The sequence below is a fragment of the Amycolatopsis sp. NPDC043885 genome, from assembly GCF_056435685.1.
Genome location: NZ_JBWKEA010000020.1, coordinates 26,339 through 48,484 on the forward strand (window position 1 = coordinate 26,339; position 22,146 = coordinate 48,484).

A 22,146-nucleotide genomic window follows, 5' to 3' on the forward strand; every position below is an offset into this window, starting at 1 on the left:
TCGGTCGAGTGGGTGCCCTAGGTACCGCGGGGAGAGCAAGGGACCTTTGCTACCGCGTAGGGGCGACCCAGCAGGCGTAGCCATCGGGCCGGTACAGGACGGCTTCCACGGACGGCCACGGCAGCGCTGTGACCAGCTGGGTGGTCAGACGTGGCGACTGGGCGTGGGCCCGGGCGGCATCGACGTGGGCCTGAGTGGTCGTCAGGAGCACGAAGCCGCCGTCGCGGAAGAGCGTGCTGGGACGCAGCGGGCCGGCCTCCGTGGCGACGTCCTGGTCGGTGAGCCGCGAGCCGAGCGCGGGATGCGACGTCCCGTGCGTCGTGTAGCGGATCCCGAGGCCGGAAACCATGCCCGACAGATACCGGCTCACCTCGGGCAGCGAGGTCAGGTCGGCGAAAAGGTCGCGAAGGGCGCGCGACTCGTGAGATCGCGGAGTCAGCCCCAGCTGAGCGGCGACGTTGTGCAGCACTTGCGCGCCGACAGGGTGCCGCTCGGCCTCGTAGGTGTCGAGCAGGTCGTCACCGGCCCATCCGCGTACTGTCGCGGCGAGCTTCCAGCCCAGGTTCATGGCGTCCTGCACGCCCAGGTTCAGCCCCTGGCCCCCTGCCGGGAAATGGATGTGCGCGGCATCGCCCGCCAGCAGTACCCGCCCGACGCGGTAGTGCTCCGCCTGCCGTGCCGCGTCGGAGAACTGTGACGCCCAGCGGATTTCCGACACCGTCGCCGTCTCACCGTACGAGTCGAGCAAGGCCTGCCGGACCTCGTCGTGGGAGATGGCGGACCGGATGTCCTTGGGTCGCGAGGCCCTGTCGCCGTACACGAAGCGGTAGAGGCCCGGTTCTCCCAGCGGAATCAGGCCTTTGAACGTGGTCGCACCGGTCGGCTCGCCGACGTTCCGCATCGTTCGCCACTGTTTTTGCGCACCGGCGGGGATTTTGTCGAACAGGACGTCCGCGACCACCCCGAAACCTTCACCGTCCACACCGGGAAAGTCCACGTCGAGTCCTTTGCGTACAACGCTTCGAGCGCCGTCGCAGCCGACGAGGAACTTCGCGTGCAGCCGGTTCTCGCCAGTGTCTGTTCGGTACCGAACAGAGACAAAGTCCTTGTCCTGCACGAAATCGATTACTTCGGCGCCCCTGCTCACCTTCGTTCCTTGTGCGGCAAGCCGTTCCTCCAGGTACGCCTCGACCTGTGCCTGCGGAATCCCCAGCTGGAAAGGGAATCGAGTGCCCCAGCCGTCGTAGCCGATGGGGATCATCGCGAAATGCCCGTCCTGCACCGTCGCGAACGAACGCTCCTCGGCGCCATTCAGAAGTCCGCGCAGCTCCAGCATTTCCGCGGTCCTCGGCTGCAGGTTCAGTGCCTTCGACAGTCCTGTGCGTACGTGATGCCGTTCCAGGACCACGACATCGACGCCGGCGAGCGCGAGTTCGTGGGCCAGCATCAGCCCGGCCGGCCCCGCTCCGGCCACGATCACGTCCGTCCCCAGGTTGTTCATGCCACTCCTTAACGACGTTAAATTGACCTGTGGTCAGCGTGCCCTTAACATCGTTAAATTGTCAAGGCGCTTCCGCTGGAATGAGGGATGAAAGTGGGTCTGACCAGGCAGGACATCGTCCGTGCCGGGCTTCGGCTGCTCAATGACGTCGGGCTCAACGGGCTGACGCTCCGCCTGATCGCGCAGGAACTCGGCGTCAAGGCGCCCGCGCTGTACTGGCATGTGAAGAACAAGCAGGAGCTGCTCGACGAGATGGCGACGCGGATGTACGCGGACGCGATGCCGGGCCGCGTTCCCGAAGGGACAGGGGAGCGCGAGACTCTCGAGCTGGCGTCACGGGCTTTGCGCCGGATGATGCTCGCTTACCGTGACGGGGCGAAGGTGTTCGCAGGGACTTTCATGACCGACGACAGCCTTCTCGGTGACAATCCGTTTCAAGGGCGTGTCGACGCGGGGCTCGAACCGTACCTGGCCGGACGAGCGTTGTTCACCGTCTACAGCTACGTAGTCGGTTTCACCATCGAAGAGCAGGCCGTTTACCCGGTTCCGGGCGAACGGGACCCGCGCTATGACGCCACGCCCACGGCCTGGGTGTTCGATGAGGACGTCGAGGGCAGGTTCGCCGACGGGCTGACCATGGTGCTCAACGGCGTCTTCGGCTGGCTGGATGACAAAGTCTTGCCATAACGGCTGGTCAAAGGCGCTTCGGGAAGTTAGGGGTACCCGCCTGAAAGTCGGTTTCGCCCCCATGTAATCTATTGACACAACGACGCGGGGTGGAGCAGCTCGGTAGCTCGCTGGGCTCATAACCCAGAGGTCGCAGGTTCAAATCCTGTCCCCGCTACAGATGAAGAAGAGGCGCGGGTCTGCGGAAATCGCAGACCCGCGCCTCCTTTTTTCCTGTTTCGTATCGAGCGCGCCCTCCGGGGCGATCACTTCCGTCGTTGGTCCGTGGGGCGGGTACCGCTGTCCGTGGCGGAGGCCGGTTGCGTAGCGTGTTCGGTCCATTGTGGACAGGCGTAGTGCGTTGGGCCGAATGAGCGCATATCACTAGCCACAATGGACAGATGTGTTGACCACAGTGGACACAGGTTCCGAAAAGTGGGACCGTAGAGGACGTGTCCGAATTGAATGCAACAGCCGCCGCACTGCTCGGTCTTCTCCACGACGGTCCCGCCACGGGCGGGCAACTGGTCGCGGGGGCGGGTGAGCGTTTCGGCGCCTTCTTCAGCGTGACCCGCAGCCAGGTGTACCGGGAGCTCCCCGCCTTGTCGAAGGAGGGCCTCGTCCGCCTCGGCAAGCAGGGCCCGCGGTCGAGCCAGCAGTACCTCATCACCGCGGCGGGCAAGAAGGCGTTCAAGACGTGGCTGACCTCCGAAGCCGGTCCTGACCACCTCCGCAGCCCGCTGATCCTGCGTCTCGTGCACGCCGGTTCGCTGACGGTCAAGCAGCGCTCGGCCCTGCTCGAGTCGGCCCGCGCGAGCTACACCCAGCAGCTCGACGAGGCCAAGGTCGCCACCAAGGCCGCCGACGGCCCGTACGCCAAAGCCGTCGCCGAGTTCGCGCAGGCGCAGGCGAAAGCCGCGCTGAAACTGCTGGATTCCATCCCCCAGTCCTGACCCGGACAGGTGCCCACGGCCGGTTCCCCGCAACCGGTCGTGGGTTTTGCCGTAACCTTGGCCGACGTGAGTGATGAGTTCGATGCGGCACTGAAGGACCTGGCCGGCAAGCTGACGCAGATCGAGTCGGTGATGGACCTGGATGCGCTGCGTGCCCAGGTGGCCGAGCTGGAGGAACAGGCATCCAGCCCGAACCTCTGGGACGACCCCGAAGCGGCGCAGAAGGTCACCAGCCAGTTGTCCCACCGGCAGAGTGAGCTGCGACGCATTTCCGAGCTGCGGCAGCGGCTCGACGACCTGGGCGTCCTCTATGAACTGGCCGAGGCCGAGGGCGACTCCGCCAGCGTGGCCGAGTCCGAGTCCGAGCTCACGGCGCTCACCAAGGACATCGACGGGCTCGAGGTCCGCACCCTGCTGTCGGGTGAATACGACCCGCGCAACGCCGTGGTCACCATCCGGTCCGAAGCGGGCGGCGTCGACGCGGCAGACTGGGCCGAGATGCTGCTCCGGATGTACCTGCGGTGGGCCGAGCGCCACAACTACCCGACGGACGTCTACGACATCTCCTACGCCGAGGAAGCGGGCATCAAGTCCGCCACCTTCAAGGTGACCGCGCCCTACGTCTACGGCACGCTCTCGGTCGAGCAGGGCACGCACCGGCTGGTGCGCATCTCGCCGTTCGACAACCAGAGCCGCCGCCAGACCTCCTTCGCGCACGTCGAGGTGATGCCCGAGGTCGAGGAGGTCGACCACGTCGACATCCCCGAGAAGGACATCCGCGTCGACGTGTACCGCTCGTCCGGTCCCGGTGGGCAGAGCGTGAACACGACGGACTCGGCGGTGCGGATCACACACATCCCGACCGGCGTGGTCGTTTCGTGCCAGAACGAAAAGTCGCAGCTGCAGAACAAGGCGGCCGCGATGAAGGTCCTCCAGGCGCGGCTGCTGCAGCGGAAGAAGGAGGAGGAGCGCGCCGAGATGGACGCGCTCAAGGACGGCGGCTCCAGCTGGGGCAACCAGATGCGCTCCTACGTGCTGCACCCGTACCAGATGGTCAAGGACCTGCGGACCGAGTTCGAGGTCGGCAACCCGTCGTCCGTGCTCGACGGCGAGATCGACGGCTTCCTGGAGGCCGGCATCCGCTGGCGCAAGCAGTCCGGAGCCGCGTAACAACCCTGCGTGAGAGAGCAAGGGACCTTTGCTGTCACTTTCCGGAAGAGAGTGAGAGCAAAGGTCCCTTGCTCGCTTGGCCGCCGGGACCGGGCTACCCGGGCTTAACGATGGGCATGGGTAGTATGCCGAACCGTGATCCGGCTCGAAGAGGTTTCCAAGGTCTACAAGACCTCGACCCGTCCCGCCCTCGAAAGGGTGTCGGTCGAGATCGACAAAGGCGAGTTCGTCTTCCTGATCGGTCCCTCGGGATCCGGGAAGTCGACCTTCCTGCGTCTCCTGCTGCGCGAAGAGGTGCCGAGCAAGGGTCGCGTCATGGTCTCCAACTTCGACGTCGCCAAGCTCGCCCGTCGCCGGGTGCCGCGGCTGCGGCAGACCATCGGCTGCGTCTTCCAGGACTTCCGTCTGCTGTCGAACAAGACCGTCGCCGAGAACGTCGCCTTCGCGCTCGAAGTCATCGGCAAGCCGCGGCCCACGATCCGCAAGGTCGTGCCCGAGGTGCTCGAACTCGTCGGCCTCGACGGCAAGGCCGACCGTCTCCCCAACGAACTCTCCGGTGGTGAGCAGCAGCGCGTCGCGATCGCCCGCGCCTTCGTGAACCGCCCGCTCGTGCTGCTCGCCGACGAGCCGACCGGGAACCTGGACCCCGACACCAGCCAGGACATCATGTTGCTGCTGGAGCGGATCAACCGCACCGGCACGACGGTGCTGATGGCCACCCACGACCATTCGATCGTGGACTCGATGCGGCGAAGGGTCGTCGAGCTCCAGCTCGGCAAGGTCATCCGTGACGACGCCCGAGGCGTCTACGGCATCGGCCGCTGACCGGCCCCGCCCTCCTCCGTAACCCACGACTTCCAAGGGACATCAACCCCGATGCGCGCCAGTTTCGTCTTCAGCGAGGTAGTCACCGGCTTGCGCCGGAACGTCACGATGACCATCGCGATGATCCTCACCACCGCGGTCTCCCTCGCCATGCTCGGCTTCGGTCTGCTGGCCGTCGGCACGATCGACAAGATGAAGGCCAACTTCCTCGCCGACGTCGAGGTTTCGGTCTATCTGGTCAACGACATCAGCGCGGGTGACCCGAACTGCTCGCAGTCCGCCTGCCAGTCGCTGCGGCAGGAGCTTCAGGGCAACGAAGGCGTCGAGTCGGTCGTCTTCGAGAACCGCGAGCAGTCCTACGAGCGGTTCAAGAAGATGTTCGAGAGCCAGCCGGAACTGCTCGCGCTGACCGGGCCGGAGGCGCTGCCCGCGTCGCTCCACGTCAAGCTGAAGAACCCCGAGCGCAGCCAGGCGATCATCCAGGAGTACACCGGCAAACCGGGCGTCAGCAAGGTCGACGACCAGCAGAAGGCACTGGACCGCGTGTTCAACGCGCTCAACGGTGTGCGGAACCTGGCCTTCGGCGCCGCGCTGATCATGGCCATCGCCGCGCTGCTGCTGATCGCCAACACGATCCAGGTGTCGGCGTTCACCCGGCGCACCGAGGTCGGCATCATGCGGCTGGTCGGCGCGACCCGCTGGTACACGCAGCTGCCGTTCCTCCTGGAGGCGGTGGTCGCCGGCCTGGTCGGTGCGATCATCGGCATCGTCTTCCTCGTGCTCACCAAGGTGCTGTTGCTCGACTTGGTGCTCACGGGAGACGTGTTCCCCGCGGTCGGCATGCTCGAGTTGCTGTTCCCGGTGGCGCCGATCCTGCTCGCCGTCTCGATCGTCATTTCGGCGATCACCGGCTACGTGACGCTGCGCCTGTACGTGCGCCACTAGCCGCCCGATAACCACCTGCCCGAACACAGAAACTCACGTAGAGTCGCCGCTATGCCCAAGGAACGTGGACACAAGGTGATCGTGTCGAACCGCAAGGCTCGCCACGATTACTCCATCCTCGACACCTACGAAGCCGGTCTCGTGCTCGTCGGTACCGAGGTGAAGAGCCTGCGTGAAGGACGGGCATCACTGGCCGACGCGTTCGCCACGGTGGACGACGGCGAGGTCTGGCTCCGCAACGTGCACATCCCGGAGTACGTGCAGGGCACGTGGACGAACCACACGCCGCGGCGCACCCGGAAACTGCTGCTGCACCGCCAGGAGATCGAGAAGCTCATCGGCAAGACCAAGGAGAGCGGCCTTTCGCTCGTCCCGCTGTCGATGTACTTCAAGGACGGCAAGGTCAAGGTCGAGATCGCGCTGGCGAAGGGCAAGAAGTCCTACGACAAGCGGCAGGACATCGCCAAGCGCGACGCGCAGCGCACCATCAGCCGGGCCATGGGCCGGGCGCTCAAGGGCCGGTACAACGATTGATCCACGGGCCCGCTTCGGACGCCGAGATCCCCGGCTGGATCTCGGCGCTCGGCATCGACGGGCTCGTGGATCTGCACCTGCACTTCCTGCCGAAGCAGGTCATGGACAAGGTGTGGGCCTACTTCGACCAGTCCGAAGAGCACTACGGCATGGCCTGGCCCGTGCACTACCGCACGCCGGAAGAAGCACGGATCGAAACCCTGCGCTCGTTCGGTGTGCGCAGGTTCGCGCCGCTGGTCTATCCGCACAAGCCGGGAATGGCCGAATGGCTGACGTCGTGGGCGTTGGAGTTCGCGGAACGCGTCCCCGAGGCGGTGCCGACCGGCACCTTCTACCCGGAGCCGTCCGCGCTGTCCGTTGTGGACGGTGCGTTGCGCGCGGGCGCCCGCTGTTTCAAGGCGCACGTCCAGGTCGGCGCCTACGATCCGCGTGACGAGCTGCTGGACGGCGTCTGGGGCGCGCTGGCGGACGCGGGTGTCCCGGTGGTCGTCCACTGTGGACACGGTCCGTTGAAGGGCGCCTACACCGGGCTACGGCTGTTCGAGGAGATCCTGGTCCGGCATCCCGGTCTGACACTGGTGCTCGCGCACGCCGGCATGCCGGAGATCGACTTCGCGTTCGAGCTGGCCAGGAGATATCCGCGCGTGTACCTCGACACCACGATGGTCGGGGTGGAGTTCACCTCGCGCGGCAACCCGCTCCCGCCGGACTGGACGGACCTGCTGGCCGAATTCCCCGACCGCGTCGTGCTCGGCACCGACTTCCCCAACATCCCGTACTCGTACGCCACACAGCTGCAGGCGATCGCCGGCTGGGCCGCCGACGATCGCCTGGGTGAGCCGTTCCTGCGGGCGGTGCTGCACGACACCCCCGCGAAACTGCTCAGCGTTTGAGCTGGGCCACCTCGGTGACCGAAACGGCGCGGCCGAGCAACCGCGTCCCCAGCTCCGAAACCTGGATCTGCTTGCCCGCCAGGAGGAATCCGCCCGTCGCCAGCGCCACCCACGGCGCCGGACCCTGGGCGAGACCGTCGCTCAGCGGGGCGAAACCGTGCGCGGCGAGGCCGAGCAGGCCGCCCGCGATCGCCAGTCCGGCCACCACGAGCTGAGGCGTGTGGGCGGTCGACGCGGGGCCGGAACCCTGCGTTTCGAAGCGGGCGAACATCCGCAGCAGACCGAGGAGCACCAGCCCGCAGGCGCCGAGCCACGCGGGGAGCATCGTCAGCCACAGGACGGAACCCGGTTCGGGGGTTTCGTAACCGAGATCGTAGACCGCGACACCGGAGACGACGATCAGCGCCGGCATGTGCCACAGGTAGACGCTCATGAACCGCGGGCCGATCCACTTCAGCGCGGCGTCGAGACCCGGCCGGGTGGCCATGGCGTTCAGCTGCGGTTTGAAGGCCAGCAGGAGCCCGATCTGGCCGATCGCGAGGAAGGCCAGCAGCACGGTCGGCGGGCTCATGTTCGACACCGGGGCGCCCGGCATGCCGATCATGCTCGCGGGATACGGGCCGAAGGCGACCATCAGCGCGGTGATACCGAAGCCGGTGCCCGCCATGCCCAGCGCGGCGTTGCGGCTCAGCGAACCGAGACGGCCTTGCGTGTAGTGAAAACCGAGCTGGTGCACGGCCATCCAGACGAAGATCGCGTTCGCGAAACCGATCAGGCCGAGGTCGTTGAAGCGGGCGACGTCGACGAGGACGGCGGCGGCGAGCATCACGAGCGGGACCTTGAGGCCCCAGCGCCGGTGCGCGGCGGCCAGCAGCGGGGTGAGCAGCACGGTGAGCACGTACACGGCCAGGAACCACAGCAGCTGCGCGGCGATCGCTCCGCCGACCTGCAGCGGCTGCTCCGGTATGCCCATCCCGCGCAGAATGTCCGGGACGAACAGCCAGACGGCCACCAGCGGCAGTACCGGGATCATCAGGCGCTTGAGGCGGGCCGCGAGCCAGGAACGGGAACTTTCCGCGCGGTTCAACGAGATCAGGTTCGCCGCGCCGCCGGCGAAGAAGACGAGCGGCATGACCTGGCTGAGCCAGGTGATGACCCACCAGCCGGGCGTCGCGAGGGCGTTCCCGGTGGAGAGGTGGCCGTCGGCGTACGAGAGCACCGGCATACCCCAGTGCTGGACGACGACCGCGAGGATCGCGACCGCTCGGACGATGTCCAGGAACCTGTCCCGGCCCTGCTTCTGGCTCGTGTGCATGGAAAAGAGCCTGGTGCTTCGGGGTCGCGAAAACAGCGGTGCGGGCCGCCGTATCGCTCTTCTTGTTTTCGCCCTCGGGAGGTGGAGTTTTCCCTACCCCACGCCGTCGGTCTCGGGCTCCGGGAGCGGGGCGGAGCACAGCCGGAATTCCCAGCAGTCGTCCTCGGCGAGGCCGAGTTCGTAGCGGGTCTCGATCTTCGGCCCGTCGTGCAGATGGACGTGTTTGAGGACGGTGCCCGCGACCGGCTCGGTGTCACCGAGTTCCTGGACGCGGCCGTCGAGAGGGCCGCCGAAGAAACGGGCGCTGTGGGAGGGCCTGTCGGTCATGGGTCCTCCTCGGTTCGGCGCGTCACCCACCTACAGTCTGCTCATGTTAGGTGAGTGACGGCTTCGCCACCAAGAGCTACTTCAGCGTCCTAAGTAGGTGAGCACCGCGCGGACCCGGCGGTGTTCCACCGAACTCGCTTCGAGGCCGAGCTTCGCGAAAATGTTGCCGATGTGCTTCTCGACCGCGCCGTGCGAAACGACGAGAGAGTTCGCGATCGCGGTGTTCGACAGGCCCTGCGCCATCAGCCCCAGCACCTCGGACTCGCGGGCGGTGAGCGCGTCGAGTGGGTTCTTGCGGCCCCGGGCCATCAGCTGCGCGATGACATCCGGGTCGATGGCCGTGCCGCCGCCGGCGACCCGCTTGACCGCGTCGAGGAAATCCCCGACGTCGGCGACGCGTTCCTTGAGCAGGTAGCCGACTCCGCCCGCGCCGCCGGACAGGAGCTCGACGGCGTAGCTCTCCTCGACGTACTGGGAGAGCACGAGAACGGGCAGGCCCGGGATGACCTCGCGGGCCCCCAGGGCGGCGCGCAGGCCCTCGTCGGTGAAGGTGGGCGGCATCCGCACGTCGACGATCGCGAGGTCCGGCCGGTGCTCCTTGACCGCGACCAGCAGATCGTCGCCGTTGTCCACGGCGGCGACGGTTTCGATGTCCTCGTCGGCGAGCAGGCGGATCACCCCCGCGCGCAACAGAACCGCGTCTTCGGCGATGACAACCCGCATGCTGCCCCCAGCGTCGTGAGTGAATGGCAGAGCCTATTCACTCACGAGCGGGTCACCATTGGCACGGCAGGTCCGCGCGAATCACCGTCGGGCCACCGGGCGGGCTGACGACGGTGATCACGCCGTCGATCGTGGCCGCCCGGTCGGCGAGCCCGGCGAGGCCGCCACCTGGCCGGACTTCGGCGCCACCGTGCCCGTTGTCGGTGATCTCGACGATGACCATCGACTCGGTGCGCCACACCTTCACGCCCGCTTCGGTCGCTCCCGAGTGCTTCGCGATGTTCGTCAGCGTCTCGCCGACGATGAAGTAGGCCGTCGTCTCGACCGCGGCGGGCGGCCGCGGTTCGACGTCCACTTCGACGTCGACGTGGATGGGCGATTTCGCGGCCTGCGCGGACAAGGCGGCGTCGAGACCGCGGTCGCCGAGCACGGCCGGGTAGATCCCGCGGGCGAGATCACGCAGTTCCGACACCGCGAGCTTGGCGTCGAGGTGTGCTTCGTCGATCAGTTCGCGCACCGCGTCCGGGTCCTGGTCGAACTTCGACTTCGCGCGGCCGAGGCTCATCGCGACGGCGACCAGGCGCTGCTGGGCACCGTCGTGCAGGTCCCGCTCGATGCGGCGGCGTTCGGCCTCGGCGGCGTCGACACCGCGAGCCCGCGACGCCTGCAGTCGCTCGGCCTTCTGCTCCAGCTTCGCGGCGCGGTTCGGTCCGAGCAGCGAGTACGCCAGGTTGCCGTGCAGCCACCCGACCCACGGGGTCACCCAGATCGCCATCGGCAGCAACACGATCGACGCGATCGCGATCGGCAGTTCCAGACATGCCAGCGGGAACGCCGCCATCAGGTAGGCGAGGTCGCGCCACGTCGTCGCGTCGGTCAAGCGGGTCAGCCAGCGCTTGACCAGCGAAAGCCCCTCGACCGGCAGGCGCTCGACCGGCTCCAGCGGAGTCTCGAGCATCGTGCGCGCCCAGCCCCGCTCGCGGTCGGCGGACCAGCGGATGAAGCTGGTCGTGGCCATGAGGATCGGGAAGCCGATCCACACCACCGCCGTCGCGATGCCGACCGCCAGGCCGACGACGATGAGAACGAACTGGAGGAGCCGGAACACGAAGCTGACGATCATGTAGACGATCGACCGCAACGGCCGAGGTCGCGGAATCCCCACCTGCTGAACTTGCTGGTCGATCGTCATCCGTGAACCTCGCCCCATGAATCCTCCAGACGGCGGCGCTGGGCGTGGGTCGGCCCGAGCAGCGCCGTCGCCAGCCGGGCGTGCATCCCGGCCAGCGCCTTCGTCAACGCTACCGACAGCGCGATGCAGAGCACTCCGAGCGCCGCCCAAGGCAGTGCCGAGACCGTCGAATCGACGGTGAACCACGCGTTTTCCCAGGTCGGGAAGCGGTACTCGCCGCCGGGAAGGAAGCGGTAGTGGATCGGCAGGCCTGCCAGGCCGAGGCTGGTCGACCAGAACACGGTGACCAGGATGAACTCGACGATCCCGAGCGGGAAGAGCAAGAAGAAGTAGGCGAGGTCGCGCCAGGTCGAGCCGTCCTTCAGCCGGGCCTTCCAGCGCACGGACTGACCGGCGATGGGCAGCGGGAGATACGGCAGGTCGATGTAGCGGTCGAGCAGCGCGTACACCCTGGCGCGTTCCATCCGGGCCGCGCCGCGGACCGACAGGATCACCAGCGCGAGGATAGGCAGCCCGATCCAGACGACCGCCGTGCCGATGCCCGCCGAGATGAAGGACATCAGGAGCGCGAAGGCGAGGACACCCATCGGCAGGTTCATCAGCAGGTAGACCAGCGAGCCGCCGAACGACGGATCGGACCTGCTCAGCTCCCGCTCGGCCGCTAGCGAGCTCATGGTCGTGCTCCTCTCTGGTGCGAGGAGACCAGCATCGCGCTCGCGCGCGCTCGCCGACATGGTGCTCACGGGCATCTCCCAGGTGGGGCTAGCCCCACCTGCGGGAATAACCCGGTTGCCGATCGAGTTATGATGTACAGGTTGTGTCCCACCAAGGGGGTGAACGGTTTCGACTTTGGACGTTGAATCAGGAGAAGCGTGCCGGTGCAGGCGAGAGACCACCGTAAGCGTCATCGCAAACCAATAAGCGCCGAGCCTAAGAGCCAGCGCGAGTTCGCTCTTGCTGCCTAAGCAGTAGAGCAACTCTGTCGGTCCGGGGTCGCCTCCGACCCGGTCACCGGCATCAGCTAGGAGGCTTACCGCTACACCCGGCTACGGGGTGTGGTCGGGAAACAAACAGTGGCTGGGCCCGTCACTTCAGCTTGTTCGCGTGACTGAAGGGGCCAAGTAGAGACATAGCGGACTGCGCACGGAGAAGCCCTGGTGATGCGCCAGAGGACCCGGGTTCAATTCCCGGCACCTCCACCGTTTCGCCGAAGCGGCCCTGCCCCTGAGGGGTGGGGCCGCTTCTTTGCGTGTCGGTCGGCTCGGCAGTGCGGGTCGCGTCCGCCGACGCCAAGTGATCCTCGCGGAGTGTGCCCGATGGGGCGGGCTCTACTCCTGAGAACCCCATAGGCTCGGGAAATGCGGCTTCATGTCCATCGGTGGGGATCCGGTCCGCGAGTCGTTCTCGTGCACGGCGTGTTGCTCGGGGGCCGGGAGGCGTGGCGGGCTCAGCGCCCGTTGACCGAGCGGTGGACGTTGCTCGCGCCGGACCGTCCGGGCCACGGCGAATCGCCGGACGGCGTACAGGATTTCGCAGTCGACGCCGAGTTGATCGCGGAGCAGGTGCTCGACGAGCCCGCGCATCTGGTCGGGCTGTCGTATGGCGCGGTCGTCGCGATGCTCGCCGCCGCGCGGCGGCCGGAGATGGTCCGGACCCTCACCGTTGTCGATCCGCCCGCGGCTGGGGTCGTTCGTGGTCACGAGGTCGTCGACGCGTGGGACGCCGAACTGCGGAGATTTCTCGAAGGGCCGCTCGACGATCCTCGCGAAGTGTTCAAGGCTTTCTTTCCGCTAGCCGGTGTGCCGTTGCCGATTCCCGATCCGGTGCCGGAGACCCTGCGGCGTGGCGCTCGCGCGCTGGTCGGGATGCGGCCGCCGGGAGATGCGGAGCTGCCGCTCGACGCGCTGGCCTCCGCGGATTTCCCGATGCTCGCGATCACCGGCGACCACCGGCCGGAGTACGAGATCATCGCCGACGCGATCGCGGACGGGACCGGTGCGCGCCGCGAGATCGTGCGGGGGATGGGGCATTTGGTGCCGGACACGGGTGCGCCGTTCAATACCCGGCTCGAGTCTTTTCTGAATCACGCAGAGTAGCGAAATCTAGATCTTTTTTGTCTCAATTCACCCGCGCCGGGAACTGTCGCGGAGTGGGATGTCATGCTGAGTGTCCGACCATGGCCCTCTTTCGAAACGACCCCGTGTCGCCGGAGGGCCGGAAGAAGGTGGCAGATGACCTGGGCTAGGCATTCCAGTCGTCCCGACCCCGCTGAAGACCAGAGCCGGATGGCCGGTGTGCGAGCGGAGGAAGAAGTCCGCCTCACGCTGCAGAACGGCAGAGCCGCACGAACCGTCGCAGGGCACGCTTCGGATGCCCTCGACTGTGCTGAACTGCTGGCGATGCTCGGGCTCGAGGGAGTCCAGAAGAAGCACGCTCAGCGCATCTGACCCCCGATCCGGGTGGTCAGTTCGGCCGCGGTCAGCCGGACCTCTTCGGCGAGGTCCGGCCAAGTCTCCTCGCACCCCTCGGCTCCCGGGCAGAGGTGGCGGAGGGTCACGCTGATCGCGGCCATCGGCCGGCCGCCGTGGTCGAAGACCGGGCAGGCCACCGAGGCGAATCCTTCGGTGACGTGCCCGTCTTCGACCGCCCAGCCGAGCCTGCCCTCCGCGTTCAGCGTCCGGCGCAGTTCGGCGAGGGTGCGCGGGCCGCGACCGGTGCGCAGCACGAACGCCGCCGCGTTCGGGAAGAGCGCGCGGACGTGCGGTGACGGCAGATGCCGCAGCATCGCCCTGCCCGAAGCCGTGAGCTGGCCAGGCAGCCGGACGCCGACTTCCGTCACCAGGGTTTCCGGGCGGGTGGGACGCTCTTTGACCAGGTAGAGCGACTCGTTGCCGTGAAGCACGCCCAGATGCGCGGTGTGGCCGACGCGGTCGGCGAGTTTGCGCAGGAGCGGGAGCGCGAGCCGCTCCAGCGGGTCGTGCCGCAGGTAGGCCGAGCCGAGCTCGAACGCGGCGATGCCGAGGCCGTACCGGCGCTCGGCCGGCAAGTGCGTCACGAAACCGGCGGCCTCCAGTTCGGCGAGCAGGTGATACGTCGTCGAACGCGGGAGGCCGAGTTCGCGCGCGATCGCGGCCGCCGACACCGGACCCGGCCGCGCGGCGAGGGCGCGAAGGATGCCGAGGCCGCGTCGCAGAGCCGGGACCTCGCTGCTCTCACCCATGCCGACCTCCTGTTTCGCTTCGGCGGGGGAGCAAGGGACCTTTGCTCCCGCTTCTCTCAATGTTGAGACAAGCGGGAGCAAAGGTCCCTTGCTCTCTTTTCGCAGGTGACCGTGTGGGTTTTGGGACATCTGACGTCCCGAAACCCACACGGTCGGTACGCATCGCTACGCGGAGTACGGGGTGTGTGGAAATAGGGACACTCAACGTCTCTATTTCCACACACCCTCCGCTGCCGCGGTAGCAAAGGTCCCTTGCTCCCACCGTGAGTGTCTTGGATACCAGACACAACCACCGGTTGGCGCCGCCCACCAGCGGGCATGGCGTTGTCCAATGGGGCTATGCCGGAAACCGTACTTCTGGGCTCCGAACCGCTTCGGCCCGAACAGGTCGTCGCGGTCGCCCGTGACCACTCGCCCGTCGCGGTCAGCGAAGCGGCCGAGAAGAACCTCGCCACGACGCGTCAGCACATCGACAACCTCGCTCACGCCGAGACGCCGACGTACGGCGTTTCGACGGGCTTCGGGGCGCTCGCCACTAGGCATATCCCGCTCGAGAGCCGCACCGCGCTCCAGCGGTCGCTGATTCGGTCGCATGCGGCGGGCGCGGGCCCGGTCGTGGAGACCGAGGTCGTGCGCGCGCTGATGCTGCTGCGCCTCCGCACTCTCGCCAGCGGGTACACCGGCATCCGGCCGCAGACCGCGCAAGCGCTTGCGGCCCTGCTCAACGCCGGGATCACCCCGCTCGTTCACGAGTACGGCTCCCTCGGCTGCTCCGGTGACCTCGCGCCTCTCGCCGCTGTCGCGCTCGCGCTGATGGGAGAGGGCGAAGTCGAGTACAACGGCGAAGTCGTTCAGGCGGGCGTAGCGCTGAAGCACGCTGGCATCGAGCCCGTCGTTCTCGCGGAGAAGGAGGGCCTCGCCCTCACGAACGGGACCGACGGCATGCTCGGCATGCTCCTGCTGGCCGCGGCCGACCTTCGCAAGCTGCTCGACACCGCCGACATCACCGCGGCGATGAGCGTCGAAGCGCTCCTCGGCACCGATCGCGCCTTCGCGGCCGACCTCCAGGCGCTGCGCCCGCATCCGGGCCAGGCGCTGAGTGCCCAGCGGATGTGGACGGCGCTTCAGGACTCGAAGATCGTCGAGAGCCACCGCGGCCCCGATTGCAACCGCGTCCAGGACGCGTACTCCCTCCGCTGCGCGCCCCAGGTGCACGGCGGAGCCCGCGACAGCCTCACGCACGCCGAACTCGTCGCCGAGCGTGAGCTTCACTCCGCGGTCGACAACCCGGTCGTGCTGTCCGACGGCCGCGTCGAGTCGAACGGCAACTTCCACGGCGCCCCGGTCGCGTACGTGCTCGACTTCCTCGCGATTCCGCTCGCGGACGTCGCCAGCATCGCCGAGCGCCGCACTGACCGCATGCTCGACAAGGCCCGCTCGCACGGCTTGCCGCCGTTCCTCGCGTTCGACCCCGGCGTCGATTCCGGCCACATGATCGCCCAGTACACGCAGGCGGCCGTGGTCAGCGAGCTCAAGCGGCTCGCGGTGCCGGCGTCGGTCGATTCGATCCCGAGCAGCGCCATGCAGGAGGACCACGTCTCCATGGGCTGGTCCGCCGCGCGCAAGCTGCGCAAGGCGGTCGAAGGCCTCAACACCGTCCTTGCCATCGAATTGCTCACCGCCGCGCGCGCACTCGACATGCGCGCGCCCCTGGTCCCGTCGCCGGTCACCGGCCGGGTCCGGGATCTCGTCCGCACCAAGGTCGAGGGCCCCGGCCCCGACCGTCATCTGGCGCCGGAGATCGCCGCCGCCGAAGAACTCGTCGCGTCGGGTGCCGTCCTCGCCGCGGCCCAACTGGAGGTCTGAGCCCATGACTCGCACGGTCCGTGCCGCCCGAGGCACCACGCTCACCGCCAAGAACTGGCAGACCGAAGCCGCGCTGCGGATGTTCCACAACAACCTCGACCCCGAGGTCGCCGAGCGCCCGGAGGACCTGGTCGTCTACGGCGGCACCGGCAAGGCCGCCCGCAACTGGGCCAGTTTCGACGCGATCACCCGCGAACTGACCGGTTTGGAGCAGGACGAGACGCTGCTCGTCCAGTCCGGCAAGCCGGTCGGCGTGTTCCGCACGCACGAATGGGCGCCGCGCGTGCTCATCGCGAACTCCAACCTCGTCGGCGACTGGGCGACGTGGCCCGAGTTCCGCCGCCTGGAGGCGCAGGGCCTGACCATGTACGGCCAGATGACCGCGGGCTCCTGGATCTACATCGGCACGCAGGGAATCCTGCAGGGCACGTACGAGACTTTCGCCGCCGTCGCGAAGAAGCGCTTCGGCGGCAGCCTCAAGGGCACGCTCACCGTCACCGCCGGTCTCGGCGGCATGGGTGGCGCGCAGCCGCTGGCCGTCACGATGAACGACGGTGTCGCGCTCGTCATCGAATGCGACCCGCAGCGCGCCCACCGCCGTGTCGAGACCCGCTACCTCGACGAGGTCGCCGACGACCTCGACGACGCGATCCGCCGGGTGGAGGCCGCGAAGAAGGAGAAGCGCGCGCTGTCCGTCGGCGTGGTCGGCAACGCCGCCGAGGTGCTGCCCGAACTGCTTCGCCGCGGCGTAGAGGTCGACATCGTCACCGACCAGACCTCCGCGCACGACCCGCTTTCCTATCTGCCCAAGGGCGTCGGCGTCGACGAGTGGCAGGACTACGCGGACAAGAAGCCCGACGAGTTCACCGAGCGCGCCCGTGAATCGATGGCAGAGCACGTCGAGGCGATGCTCGGCTTCCTCGACAAGGGCGCCGAGGTCTTCGACTACGGCAACTCCCTGCGCGGCGAGGCGAAACTCGGCGGCTGCGAACGGGCCTTCGACTTCCCGGGGTTCGTGCCCGCCTACATCCGCCCGCTCTTCTGCGAGGGCAACGGCCCGTTCCGCTGGGCGGCGCTGTCCGGTGACCCCGAGGACATCGCGGCGACCGACCGCGCGATGCTGGAACTGTTCCCGGAGAACGAATCCCTCGCGCGCTGGATCCGGCTGGCCGGTGAACGCGTCGCGTTCCAGGGCCTTCCGTCGCGGATCTGCTGGCTCGGCTACGGCGAGCGGCACCTCGCGGGCCTGCGGTTCAACGAGATGGTCGCCAGCGGTGAGCTGAAGGCGCCGGTCGTCATCGGCCGCGATCACCTCGACTCGGGCAGCGTCGCCTCGCCGTACCGCGAGACCGAGGGCATGGCCGACGGTTCCGACGCGATCGCCGACTGGCCGCTGCTGAACGCACTGGTCAACACCTCGTCGGGCGCCAGCTGGGTGTCGATCCACCACGGCGGCGGCGTCGGTATGGGCCGGTCCATCCACGCGGGCCAGGTCAGCGTGGCCGACGGAACCCAGCTGGCCGCGCGGAAACTCGAACGTGTGCTCACCAACGACCCGAGCATGGGCGTCATCCGGCACGTCGACGCCGGGTACGACCGCGCCGCCGAAGTCGCCGACGAGCGCGGCGTGCGCGTGCCGATGCGGGACGCCGAGTGACCGCGTCCTCGCTGCTGGAGGAGATTTCGGACGTCGGCCGCGACCCGAAGCGGGGCGGCTACTCCCGCCACGCCTTCGACGCGGCCGAAACCGAGCTGCGCGCGTGGTTCGTCGAGCGCGCCGGGCGGCTGGGCCTGGGTGTCGAGACCGACCGCAACGGCAACATCTGGGCCTGGTGGGGCACACCCGGCCCGGACGCGGTCGTCACCGGGAGCCATCTCGACTCGGTGCCCGGCGGCGGCGCCTTCGACGGCCCGCTCGGTGTCGCGAGTGCGCTCGACGCGGTGGAGATCTTGCAGGCCCAAGGATTTCGTCCGGCGAAGCCGTTCGCCGTCGTGGTCTTCGCCGAGGAGGAAGGCGGTCGTTTCGGCGTGCCGTGCCTCGGCTCGCGTCTGCTGACCGGGACCATCGACGCGGACAAGGCGCGGAGCCTGCGCGACCCGGACGGTGTCACGTTCGCCGAAGCGGTGGCGAAATCCGGCCTCGATCCCGAGCGGGTCGGCCGGGACCCCGAGCGGCTCGGGCTGATCGGGCGGTTCCTGGAACTGCACGTGGAGCAGGGGCGCGGGCTGATCGACCTCGGCTCGCCGGTCGCCGTCGGCAACACGGTGATCGCGCACGGGCGGTGGCGCTTCTCCTTCCAGGGGCAGGGAAATCACGCCGGCGCGACATTGATCGGCGATCGTCGCGACCCGATGATCCCGGCGGCCGAGACCGTGCTCGCCGTGCGGAAACTGGCGAAGACCACCGCCGACGCGAGGGCGACCGTCGGCAGGCTCGTGCCCACTCCCGGCGGGACCAACGTCATCGCGTCCACTGTGGACTTGTGGCTGGACGCGCGGGTGCCGGGTGCGGATACGCCCGAGCTGGTCGCCGAGATCGCGAAGCTGGCCGAAGACGCGGCAGAGCAGGAAGGCTGCCGCGTCGAGGTCAGCAGGGAGTCGTACTCGGACGACGTGATCTTCGACGACGCGTTGCGCCGTGACCTGGGCACCTGGCTGGGCGGGCCGCCGGAACTGCCGACCGGCGCCGGGCATGACGCCGCGATCCTCGCCGGGTTCGTCCCGTCCGGGATGCTCTACGTGCGCAACCCCACCGGCATCAGCCATTCGCCGGAGGAGTTCTCCGAGGCGGAGGACGTCGACCACGGGGCTCGCGCGCTCGCGGACGTCCTGGAGAAACTGTCGACATGACGACATATTGGTGTGAACGTGCCTGGCTGCCGGACGGGATCGCCGATGCCGTCCGGATCGAGATCGACGGCGGCGAGATCACTTCGGTGACGGCGAAAGCGCCTCGCGAAGGAACTGTCCTCAATGGACTCGCTTTGCCGGGGTTCGCCAACGGGCATTCGCACGCGTTCCACCGTGCGCTGCGCGGCCGGACGCACCACGATCGCGGAACCTTCTGGACGTGGCGCGAGCGGATGTACTCGCTCGCGTCACGGCTCGATCCGGATTCGTACTACCGCCTGGCGCGCGGCGTTTACGCGGAGATGGTGCTGGCCGGGTACACAAGCGTCGGCGAGTTCCACTACCTGCACCACGCGCCGGGCGGAAAGCCTTACTTAGAGCCGAACGCGATGGGTGAGGCGCTGCGGCAGGCCGCCAGGGACGCCGGAATCCGGCTGACGTTGCTCGACACGTGCTACCTCGCGGGCGGTATCGGGGTGGAATCCGACGAGGTGCAGCAGCGGTTCTCCGACGGGACGGCCTCGAAGTGGGCGCAACGAGCCGGCGAATTGCGGGAGGATGAGACGTTCCGGGTTGGAGGCGCGATCCATTCCGTGCGAGCCGTTCCCGAAGATCAACTGTCCGAAGTGGACAATGGAACACCGGCGGATCGCCCGCTGCACATCCATCTTTCGGAGCAGCGAGCCGAGAACGAGCAGTGCATGGCGGCCTATCACTGGACTCCGACGGGGCTGCTCTGGGACAACGGCGTGCTCAGCGAGCGGCTCACGGCGGTGCACGCGACGCACCTGACGCCGGGCGATATCCAGTGGCTCGGCGAGGCCGGTAGCCGTGCCTGCTTCTGCCCGACGACCGAACGGGATCTCGGTGACGGCATCGGCCCCGCGCGGACGCTGCTGGACGCGGGGGTGCGGCTGTCCCTCGGCAGCGACAGCAACGCGGTCGTCGACGCGTTCGAGGAGACCAGGGCGCTGGAACTGAACGAGCGGCTCGCCAGCGAGAAACGCGGCCGGTTCACCGCGGAGGAACTACTCGCGGCGGCGACGGATCACGGCGCGGTCGGCTGGGACGAGGTCGGCGAGCTGGCTCCGGGCGCGGGCGCGGACCTGGTGACGGTCGGCCTCGGTTCGGTGCGGACCGCGGGGATCGAGCCGTCCGGGGTGGTCTTCGCCGCCGCCGGCGCGGACGTCCGGGACGTCGTCGTCGCGGGGCGCGAGATCGTCCGCGACGGCGCGCATCAGCTGATCGACCGGCCGGAAACGGTCTTGGCCAAGGAGATCGAGGCATTGTGGCAGTCCTGATCACGGGAATCGGCGAACTCACCACGAACGACGCCGAACTGGGCAAGCTCCGCGACGCGGCCGTCGTCGTCGACGGCGAAACGATCGCCTGGGTCGGCGCGGCCGCGGACGCGCCCGACGCGGACGAGCGGGTCGACGTCGAAGGTCGCGCGGTGCTGCCCGGCTGGGTGGACAGTCACACGCACCTGGTCTTCGCCGGGGACCGGACCGCCGAGTTCGAGGCGCGGATGGCCGGGAAGGCGTACAGCGCCGGAGGGATCGCGGTCACCGTCGACGCGACGCGGTCTGCGTCCGACGAGCAGCTGGCGGCGAATCTGCGGCGACACGTCGACGAAGCGGCGAGGCAGGGCACGACCTGTCTGGAAACGAAGACCGGATACGGGCTCAACGTCGAAGACGAGGCGCGTTCGGCGCGGATCGCCGCCGAGGTGGCCGACGAGGTCACGTTCCTCGGCGCGCATCTGGTGCCGCCGGGCGCGGACGCGGAGTCCTATGTGGACTTGGTATGCGGCGACATGCTCGACGCCGTCGCGCCGCTCGTGCGGTGGGCGGACGTGTTCTGCGAGACCGGCGCGTTCGACGAGGCGCAGTCCGGGCGGGTGCTGAAGGCGGCGCGGGAACGCGGGCTCGGGCTCCGGCTGCACGGGAACCAGCTGGGGGAGGGCCCGGGTGTGCGGCTCGCCGTCGAGCTAGGGGCAGCGAGCGTCGACCACTGCACGTACCTGAGCGAAGCGGACGTCGAGGCTCTCGCTGCTTCGGACACCGTGGCGACCTTGCTGCCGGCGTGCGACCTGTCGACCCGGCAGCCGCTGGCGCCGGCGCGGCGGCTCCTGGACGCGGGGGCGACGGTCGCGCTGGCCAGCAACGCGAACCCGGGCAGCTCGTACACGACGTCGATGGCGTTCTGCGTCACGACCGCGGTGCTGCAGATGCGGATGACGATCGACGAGGCGGTGTGGTCGGCGACGGCGGGTGGCGCTCGCGCGTTGCGGCGTGACGACGTGGGTTTCGTGCGGCCGGGGGCGCGTGCCGATCTTCACGTGCTGGAGGCGCCTTCGACGACGCACCTCGCCTACCGGCCGGGAGTTCCGCTCACGTCGTCGGTGTGGCGTCGGGGGATCCGGTTGTGAGCGCATGTTCGAACTTGCGGTTCGGCCCCAGAATCCAGACCTTCTTGGGATCGAGGTAGGTGATCAGGTCGATCAGGGCATTGTGGACGGTGGTGAGCCGCGCGGCGCCTTCCTCGGGGTACTTCAGGATTTTGGTGGTTTCTTCGAGCAACGGGGTGAACCATTCGGCGAATTCGGCGTCGTCCCGGTACTTGCGCCGGAACTGGACGTAGCCGAGACACCGGGGGCGTTCCGGGCTGTCCGGGTCGATCATCAGTTCGCCGATGGCCTGTTGCTCACCGCCCAGGAGCAGGAACACGCGGGCGTCGCTCGGCTCGGTGTGCCCGGACAGTGCCGCCTTGACCGCGCCGAGATGACGCATCAGCCGCCGGTTCCTGCTCCGGCTGCCCATGTCCAGGAAATGGGCCTCCTGCTGCAGGATCTGCACCCAGCCGAGGTAGGCGGAAAGCCGGTAGAGGCTCTCGTAGCGGTTGTACTCGTCCTGGCGATCGGTCCCCGGCGCTGCTTGGTGGACCTCTCTGCCCGACAGCAGGTCGATTCCGTTCCGCAACCGCGAAGCCAGTGACGCCGCCGACTGCAGCAGCGGATCCCGGTACCGGCTGACCAGGTCCCGGCGATGTTGCTCGCGGTCGGTCCGCCGCCTGCGTGCCTCGAACATCCCGCCGAGCACGGCGGTCAGCACCGCGCCGGTCACCGAGACCACCGCGGAGATCACCGAAACGTTGTTCACTTCGC

At 68.2% G+C, this 22,146-nt stretch carries 22 protein-coding genes, 1 tRNA gene and 1 other RNA gene; 16 read left to right on the forward strand and 8 right to left on the reverse strand.

Features of this window, described 5'->3' with window-relative positions; genetic code table 11:
* Positions 1–49 precede the first annotated feature (49 nt).
* Positions 50–1,501 (reverse strand): FAD-dependent monooxygenase, encoded by a 1,452-nt coding sequence (locus AC069I_RS37100; RefSeq protein WP_478226692.1) that lies wholly within the window; start codon positions 1,499–1,501, stop codon positions 50–52.
* Between the two features lie 93 nt (positions 1,502–1,594).
* On the opposite strand from AC069I_RS37100, the gene AC069I_RS37105 reads away from it, so the two are divergent.
* The 8 genes from AC069I_RS37105 (at position 1,595) to AC069I_RS37140 (ending at position 7,487) form a co-directional block, all read left to right on the forward strand.
* Positions 1,595–2,188 (forward strand): TetR family transcriptional regulator, encoded by a 594-nt coding sequence (locus tag AC069I_RS37105; protein ID WP_478226907.1) that lies wholly within the window; start codon positions 1,595–1,597, stop codon positions 2,186–2,188.
* An 83-nt stretch (positions 2,189–2,271) separates the two neighbouring features.
* Positions 2,272–2,345 (forward strand) — tRNA-Met (locus AC069I_RS37110).
* Between the two features lie 274 nt (positions 2,346–2,619).
* Complete coding sequence (locus AC069I_RS37115) at positions 2,620–3,120, forward strand: PadR family transcriptional regulator (RefSeq protein ID WP_125789207.1); 501 nt, start codon at positions 2,620–2,622, stop codon at positions 3,118–3,120.
* A gap of 66 nt (positions 3,121–3,186) precedes the next feature.
* On the forward strand, positions 3,187–4,290 hold the full coding sequence (gene prfB / locus AC069I_RS37120) for a peptide chain release factor 2 (protein WP_219145734.1): 1,104 nt from the start codon (positions 3,187–3,189) through the stop codon (positions 4,288–4,290).
* A gap of 135 nt (positions 4,291–4,425) precedes the next feature.
* Positions 4,426–5,115 carry a cell division ATP-binding protein FtsE gene (gene ftsE / locus AC069I_RS37125; RefSeq protein WP_005168409.1) on the forward strand — a complete coding sequence of 230 codons (690 nt, stop codon included), beginning with the start codon at positions 4,426–4,428 and terminating at the stop codon, positions 5,113–5,115.
* Positions 5,116–5,166: 51 nt separating this feature from the next.
* Positions 5,167–6,060: a permease-like cell division protein FtsX gene (gene ftsX, locus AC069I_RS37130; protein ID WP_340684289.1), complete on the forward strand. Its 894-nt coding sequence runs from the start codon at positions 5,167–5,169 to the stop codon at positions 6,058–6,060.
* 51 nt (positions 6,061–6,111) lie between these two features.
* The gene (smpB, locus tag AC069I_RS37135; RefSeq protein ID WP_340684288.1) at positions 6,112–6,594 is read left to right on the forward strand and encodes an SsrA-binding protein SmpB; all 483 of its coding nucleotides are present in this window, start codon (positions 6,112–6,114) and stop codon (positions 6,592–6,594) included.
* On the forward strand, positions 6,591–7,487 hold the full coding sequence (locus tag AC069I_RS37140; RefSeq protein ID WP_478226693.1) for an amidohydrolase family protein: 897 nt from the start codon (positions 6,591–6,593) through the stop codon (positions 7,485–7,487). The genes smpB and AC069I_RS37140 overlap by 4 nt, the downstream gene beginning before the upstream one ends.
* Here the strand turns inward: AC069I_RS37140 and AC069I_RS37145 are convergent.
* The 5 genes from AC069I_RS37145 to AC069I_RS37165 all read right to left on the reverse strand — a co-directional run bounded on the left by AC069I_RS37145 (position 7,477) and on the right by AC069I_RS37165 (position 11,718).
* Positions 7,477–8,802, reverse strand: coding sequence for an acyltransferase family protein (locus tag AC069I_RS37145; protein WP_478267442.1), 1,326 nt, complete (start codon positions 8,800–8,802; stop codon positions 7,477–7,479). The two genes, AC069I_RS37140 and AC069I_RS37145, sit on opposite strands and share 11 nt — an antisense overlap.
* Before the next feature lie 93 nt (positions 8,803–8,895).
* A complete protein-coding gene (locus AC069I_RS37150) occupies positions 8,896–9,129 on the reverse strand; it encodes a hypothetical protein (RefSeq protein WP_340684285.1) in 234 nt (77 codons plus the stop codon).
* 81 nt (positions 9,130–9,210) lie between these two features.
* Positions 9,211–9,852, reverse strand: coding sequence for a response regulator transcription factor (locus AC069I_RS37155; protein WP_219145731.1), 642 nt, complete (start codon positions 9,850–9,852; stop codon positions 9,211–9,213).
* A gap of 52 nt (positions 9,853–9,904) precedes the next feature.
* Positions 9,905–11,044 carry a sensor histidine kinase gene (locus AC069I_RS37160; RefSeq protein ID WP_478226755.1) on the reverse strand — a complete coding sequence of 380 codons (1,140 nt, stop codon included), beginning with the start codon at positions 11,042–11,044 and terminating at the stop codon, positions 9,905–9,907.
* Positions 11,041–11,718: a sensor domain-containing protein gene (locus AC069I_RS37165; RefSeq protein WP_478267443.1), complete on the reverse strand. Its 678-nt coding sequence runs from the start codon at positions 11,716–11,718 to the stop codon at positions 11,041–11,043. The genes AC069I_RS37160 and AC069I_RS37165 overlap by 4 nt, the downstream gene beginning before the upstream one ends.
* Positions 11,719–11,873: 155 nt before the next feature.
* Between AC069I_RS37165 and ssrA the strand changes: the two genes are divergently transcribed.
* The 3 genes from ssrA to AC069I_RS37180 all read left to right on the forward strand — a co-directional run bounded on the left by ssrA (position 11,874) and on the right by AC069I_RS37180 (position 13,491).
* Positions 11,874–12,246: a transfer-messenger RNA gene (ssrA, locus tag AC069I_RS37170) on the forward strand.
* Positions 12,247–12,402: 156 nt separating this feature from the next.
* A complete protein-coding gene (locus AC069I_RS37175) occupies positions 12,403–13,140 on the forward strand; it encodes an alpha/beta fold hydrolase (RefSeq protein ID WP_478267444.1) in 738 nt (245 codons plus the stop codon).
* Between the two features lie 135 nt (positions 13,141–13,275).
* Positions 13,276–13,491, forward strand: a complete 216-nt coding sequence (locus AC069I_RS37180; protein ID WP_125680489.1) for a hypothetical protein — start codon at positions 13,276–13,278, stop codon at positions 13,489–13,491.
* Here the strand turns inward: AC069I_RS37180 and AC069I_RS37185 are convergent.
* Positions 13,479–14,264 carry an IclR family transcriptional regulator gene (locus AC069I_RS37185; protein WP_478226758.1) on the reverse strand — a complete coding sequence of 262 codons (786 nt, stop codon included), beginning with the start codon at positions 14,262–14,264 and terminating at the stop codon, positions 13,479–13,481. The two genes, AC069I_RS37180 and AC069I_RS37185, sit on opposite strands and share 13 nt — an antisense overlap.
* Before the next feature lie 339 nt (positions 14,265–14,603).
* On the opposite strand from AC069I_RS37185, the gene hutH reads away from it, so the two are divergent.
* Genes hutH through hutI form a run of 5 tightly spaced genes read left to right on the forward strand, consistent with a single transcriptional unit; the run spans position 14,604 to position 21,411 of the window.
* Entirely contained in the window at positions 14,604–16,130 is a 1,527-nt protein-coding gene (hutH, locus tag AC069I_RS37190) for a histidine ammonia-lyase (protein WP_478226759.1), read from the forward strand.
* 4 nt (positions 16,131–16,134) lie between these two features.
* On the forward strand, positions 16,135–17,787 hold the full coding sequence (gene hutU, locus AC069I_RS37195; RefSeq protein ID WP_478226760.1) for a urocanate hydratase: 1,653 nt from the start codon (positions 16,135–16,137) through the stop codon (positions 17,785–17,787).
* Positions 17,784–18,980, forward strand: a complete 1,197-nt coding sequence (locus tag AC069I_RS37200) for an allantoate amidohydrolase (RefSeq protein WP_478226761.1) — start codon at positions 17,784–17,786, stop codon at positions 18,978–18,980. Before hutU ends, AC069I_RS37200 begins: the two co-directional genes overlap by 4 nt.
* Positions 18,977–20,281 (forward strand): formimidoylglutamate deiminase, encoded by a 1,305-nt coding sequence (locus AC069I_RS37205; RefSeq protein WP_478267445.1) that lies wholly within the window; start codon positions 18,977–18,979, stop codon positions 20,279–20,281. Before AC069I_RS37200 ends, AC069I_RS37205 begins: the two co-directional genes overlap by 4 nt.
* On the forward strand, positions 20,269–21,411 hold the full coding sequence (gene hutI, locus AC069I_RS37210; protein WP_478267446.1) for an imidazolonepropionase: 1,143 nt from the start codon (positions 20,269–20,271) through the stop codon (positions 21,409–21,411). The genes AC069I_RS37205 and hutI overlap by 13 nt, the downstream gene beginning before the upstream one ends.
* On the opposite strand, the gene AC069I_RS37215 is transcribed toward hutI, so the two are convergent.
* Entirely contained in the window at positions 21,374–22,141 is a 768-nt protein-coding gene (locus AC069I_RS37215; protein WP_478226764.1) for a hypothetical protein, read from the reverse strand. The genes hutI and AC069I_RS37215 overlap by 38 nt on opposite strands.
* Positions 22,142–22,146 lie beyond the last annotated feature (5 nt).

Coding starts and splice junctions, on each gene's coding strand:
- AC069I_RS37145 (WP_478267442.1), bottom strand. CDS start 8,802: ATGCACACGAGCCAGAAGCAGGGCCGGGACAGGTTCCTGGACATCGTC.
- AC069I_RS37100 (WP_478226692.1), bottom strand. CDS start 1,501: ATGAACAACCTGGGGACGGACGTGATCGTGGCCGGAGCGGGGCCGGCC.
- smpB (WP_340684288.1), top strand. CDS start 6,112: ATGCCCAAGGAACGTGGACACAAGGTGATCGTGTCGAACCGCAAGGCT.
- AC069I_RS37175 (WP_478267444.1), top strand. CDS start 12,403: ATGCGGCTTCATGTCCATCGGTGGGGATCCGGTCCGCGAGTCGTTCTC.
- AC069I_RS37180 (WP_125680489.1), top strand. CDS start 13,276: ATGACCTGGGCTAGGCATTCCAGTCGTCCCGACCCCGCTGAAGACCAG.
- AC069I_RS37185 (WP_478226758.1), bottom strand. CDS start 14,264: ATGGGTGAGAGCAGCGAGGTCCCGGCTCTGCGACGCGGCCTCGGCATC.
- AC069I_RS37165 (WP_478267443.1), bottom strand. CDS start 11,718: ATGAGCTCGCTAGCGGCCGAGCGGGAGCTGAGCAGGTCCGATCCGTCG.
- AC069I_RS37160 (WP_478226755.1), bottom strand. CDS start 11,044: ATGACGATCGACCAGCAAGTTCAGCAGGTGGGGATTCCGCGACCTCGG.
- AC069I_RS37150 (WP_340684285.1), bottom strand. CDS start 9,129: ATGACCGACAGGCCCTCCCACAGCGCCCGTTTCTTCGGCGGCCCTCTC.
- AC069I_RS37205 (WP_478267445.1), top strand. CDS start 18,977: ATGACGACATATTGGTGTGAACGTGCCTGGCTGCCGGACGGGATCGCC.
- hutU (WP_478226760.1), top strand. CDS start 16,135: ATGACTCGCACGGTCCGTGCCGCCCGAGGCACCACGCTCACCGCCAAG.
- hutH (WP_478226759.1), top strand. CDS start 14,604: ATGCCGGAAACCGTACTTCTGGGCTCCGAACCGCTTCGGCCCGAACAG.
- AC069I_RS37155 (WP_219145731.1), bottom strand. CDS start 9,852: ATGCGGGTTGTCATCGCCGAAGACGCGGTTCTGTTGCGCGCGGGGGTG.
- ftsX (WP_340684289.1), top strand. CDS start 5,167: ATGCGCGCCAGTTTCGTCTTCAGCGAGGTAGTCACCGGCTTGCGCCGG.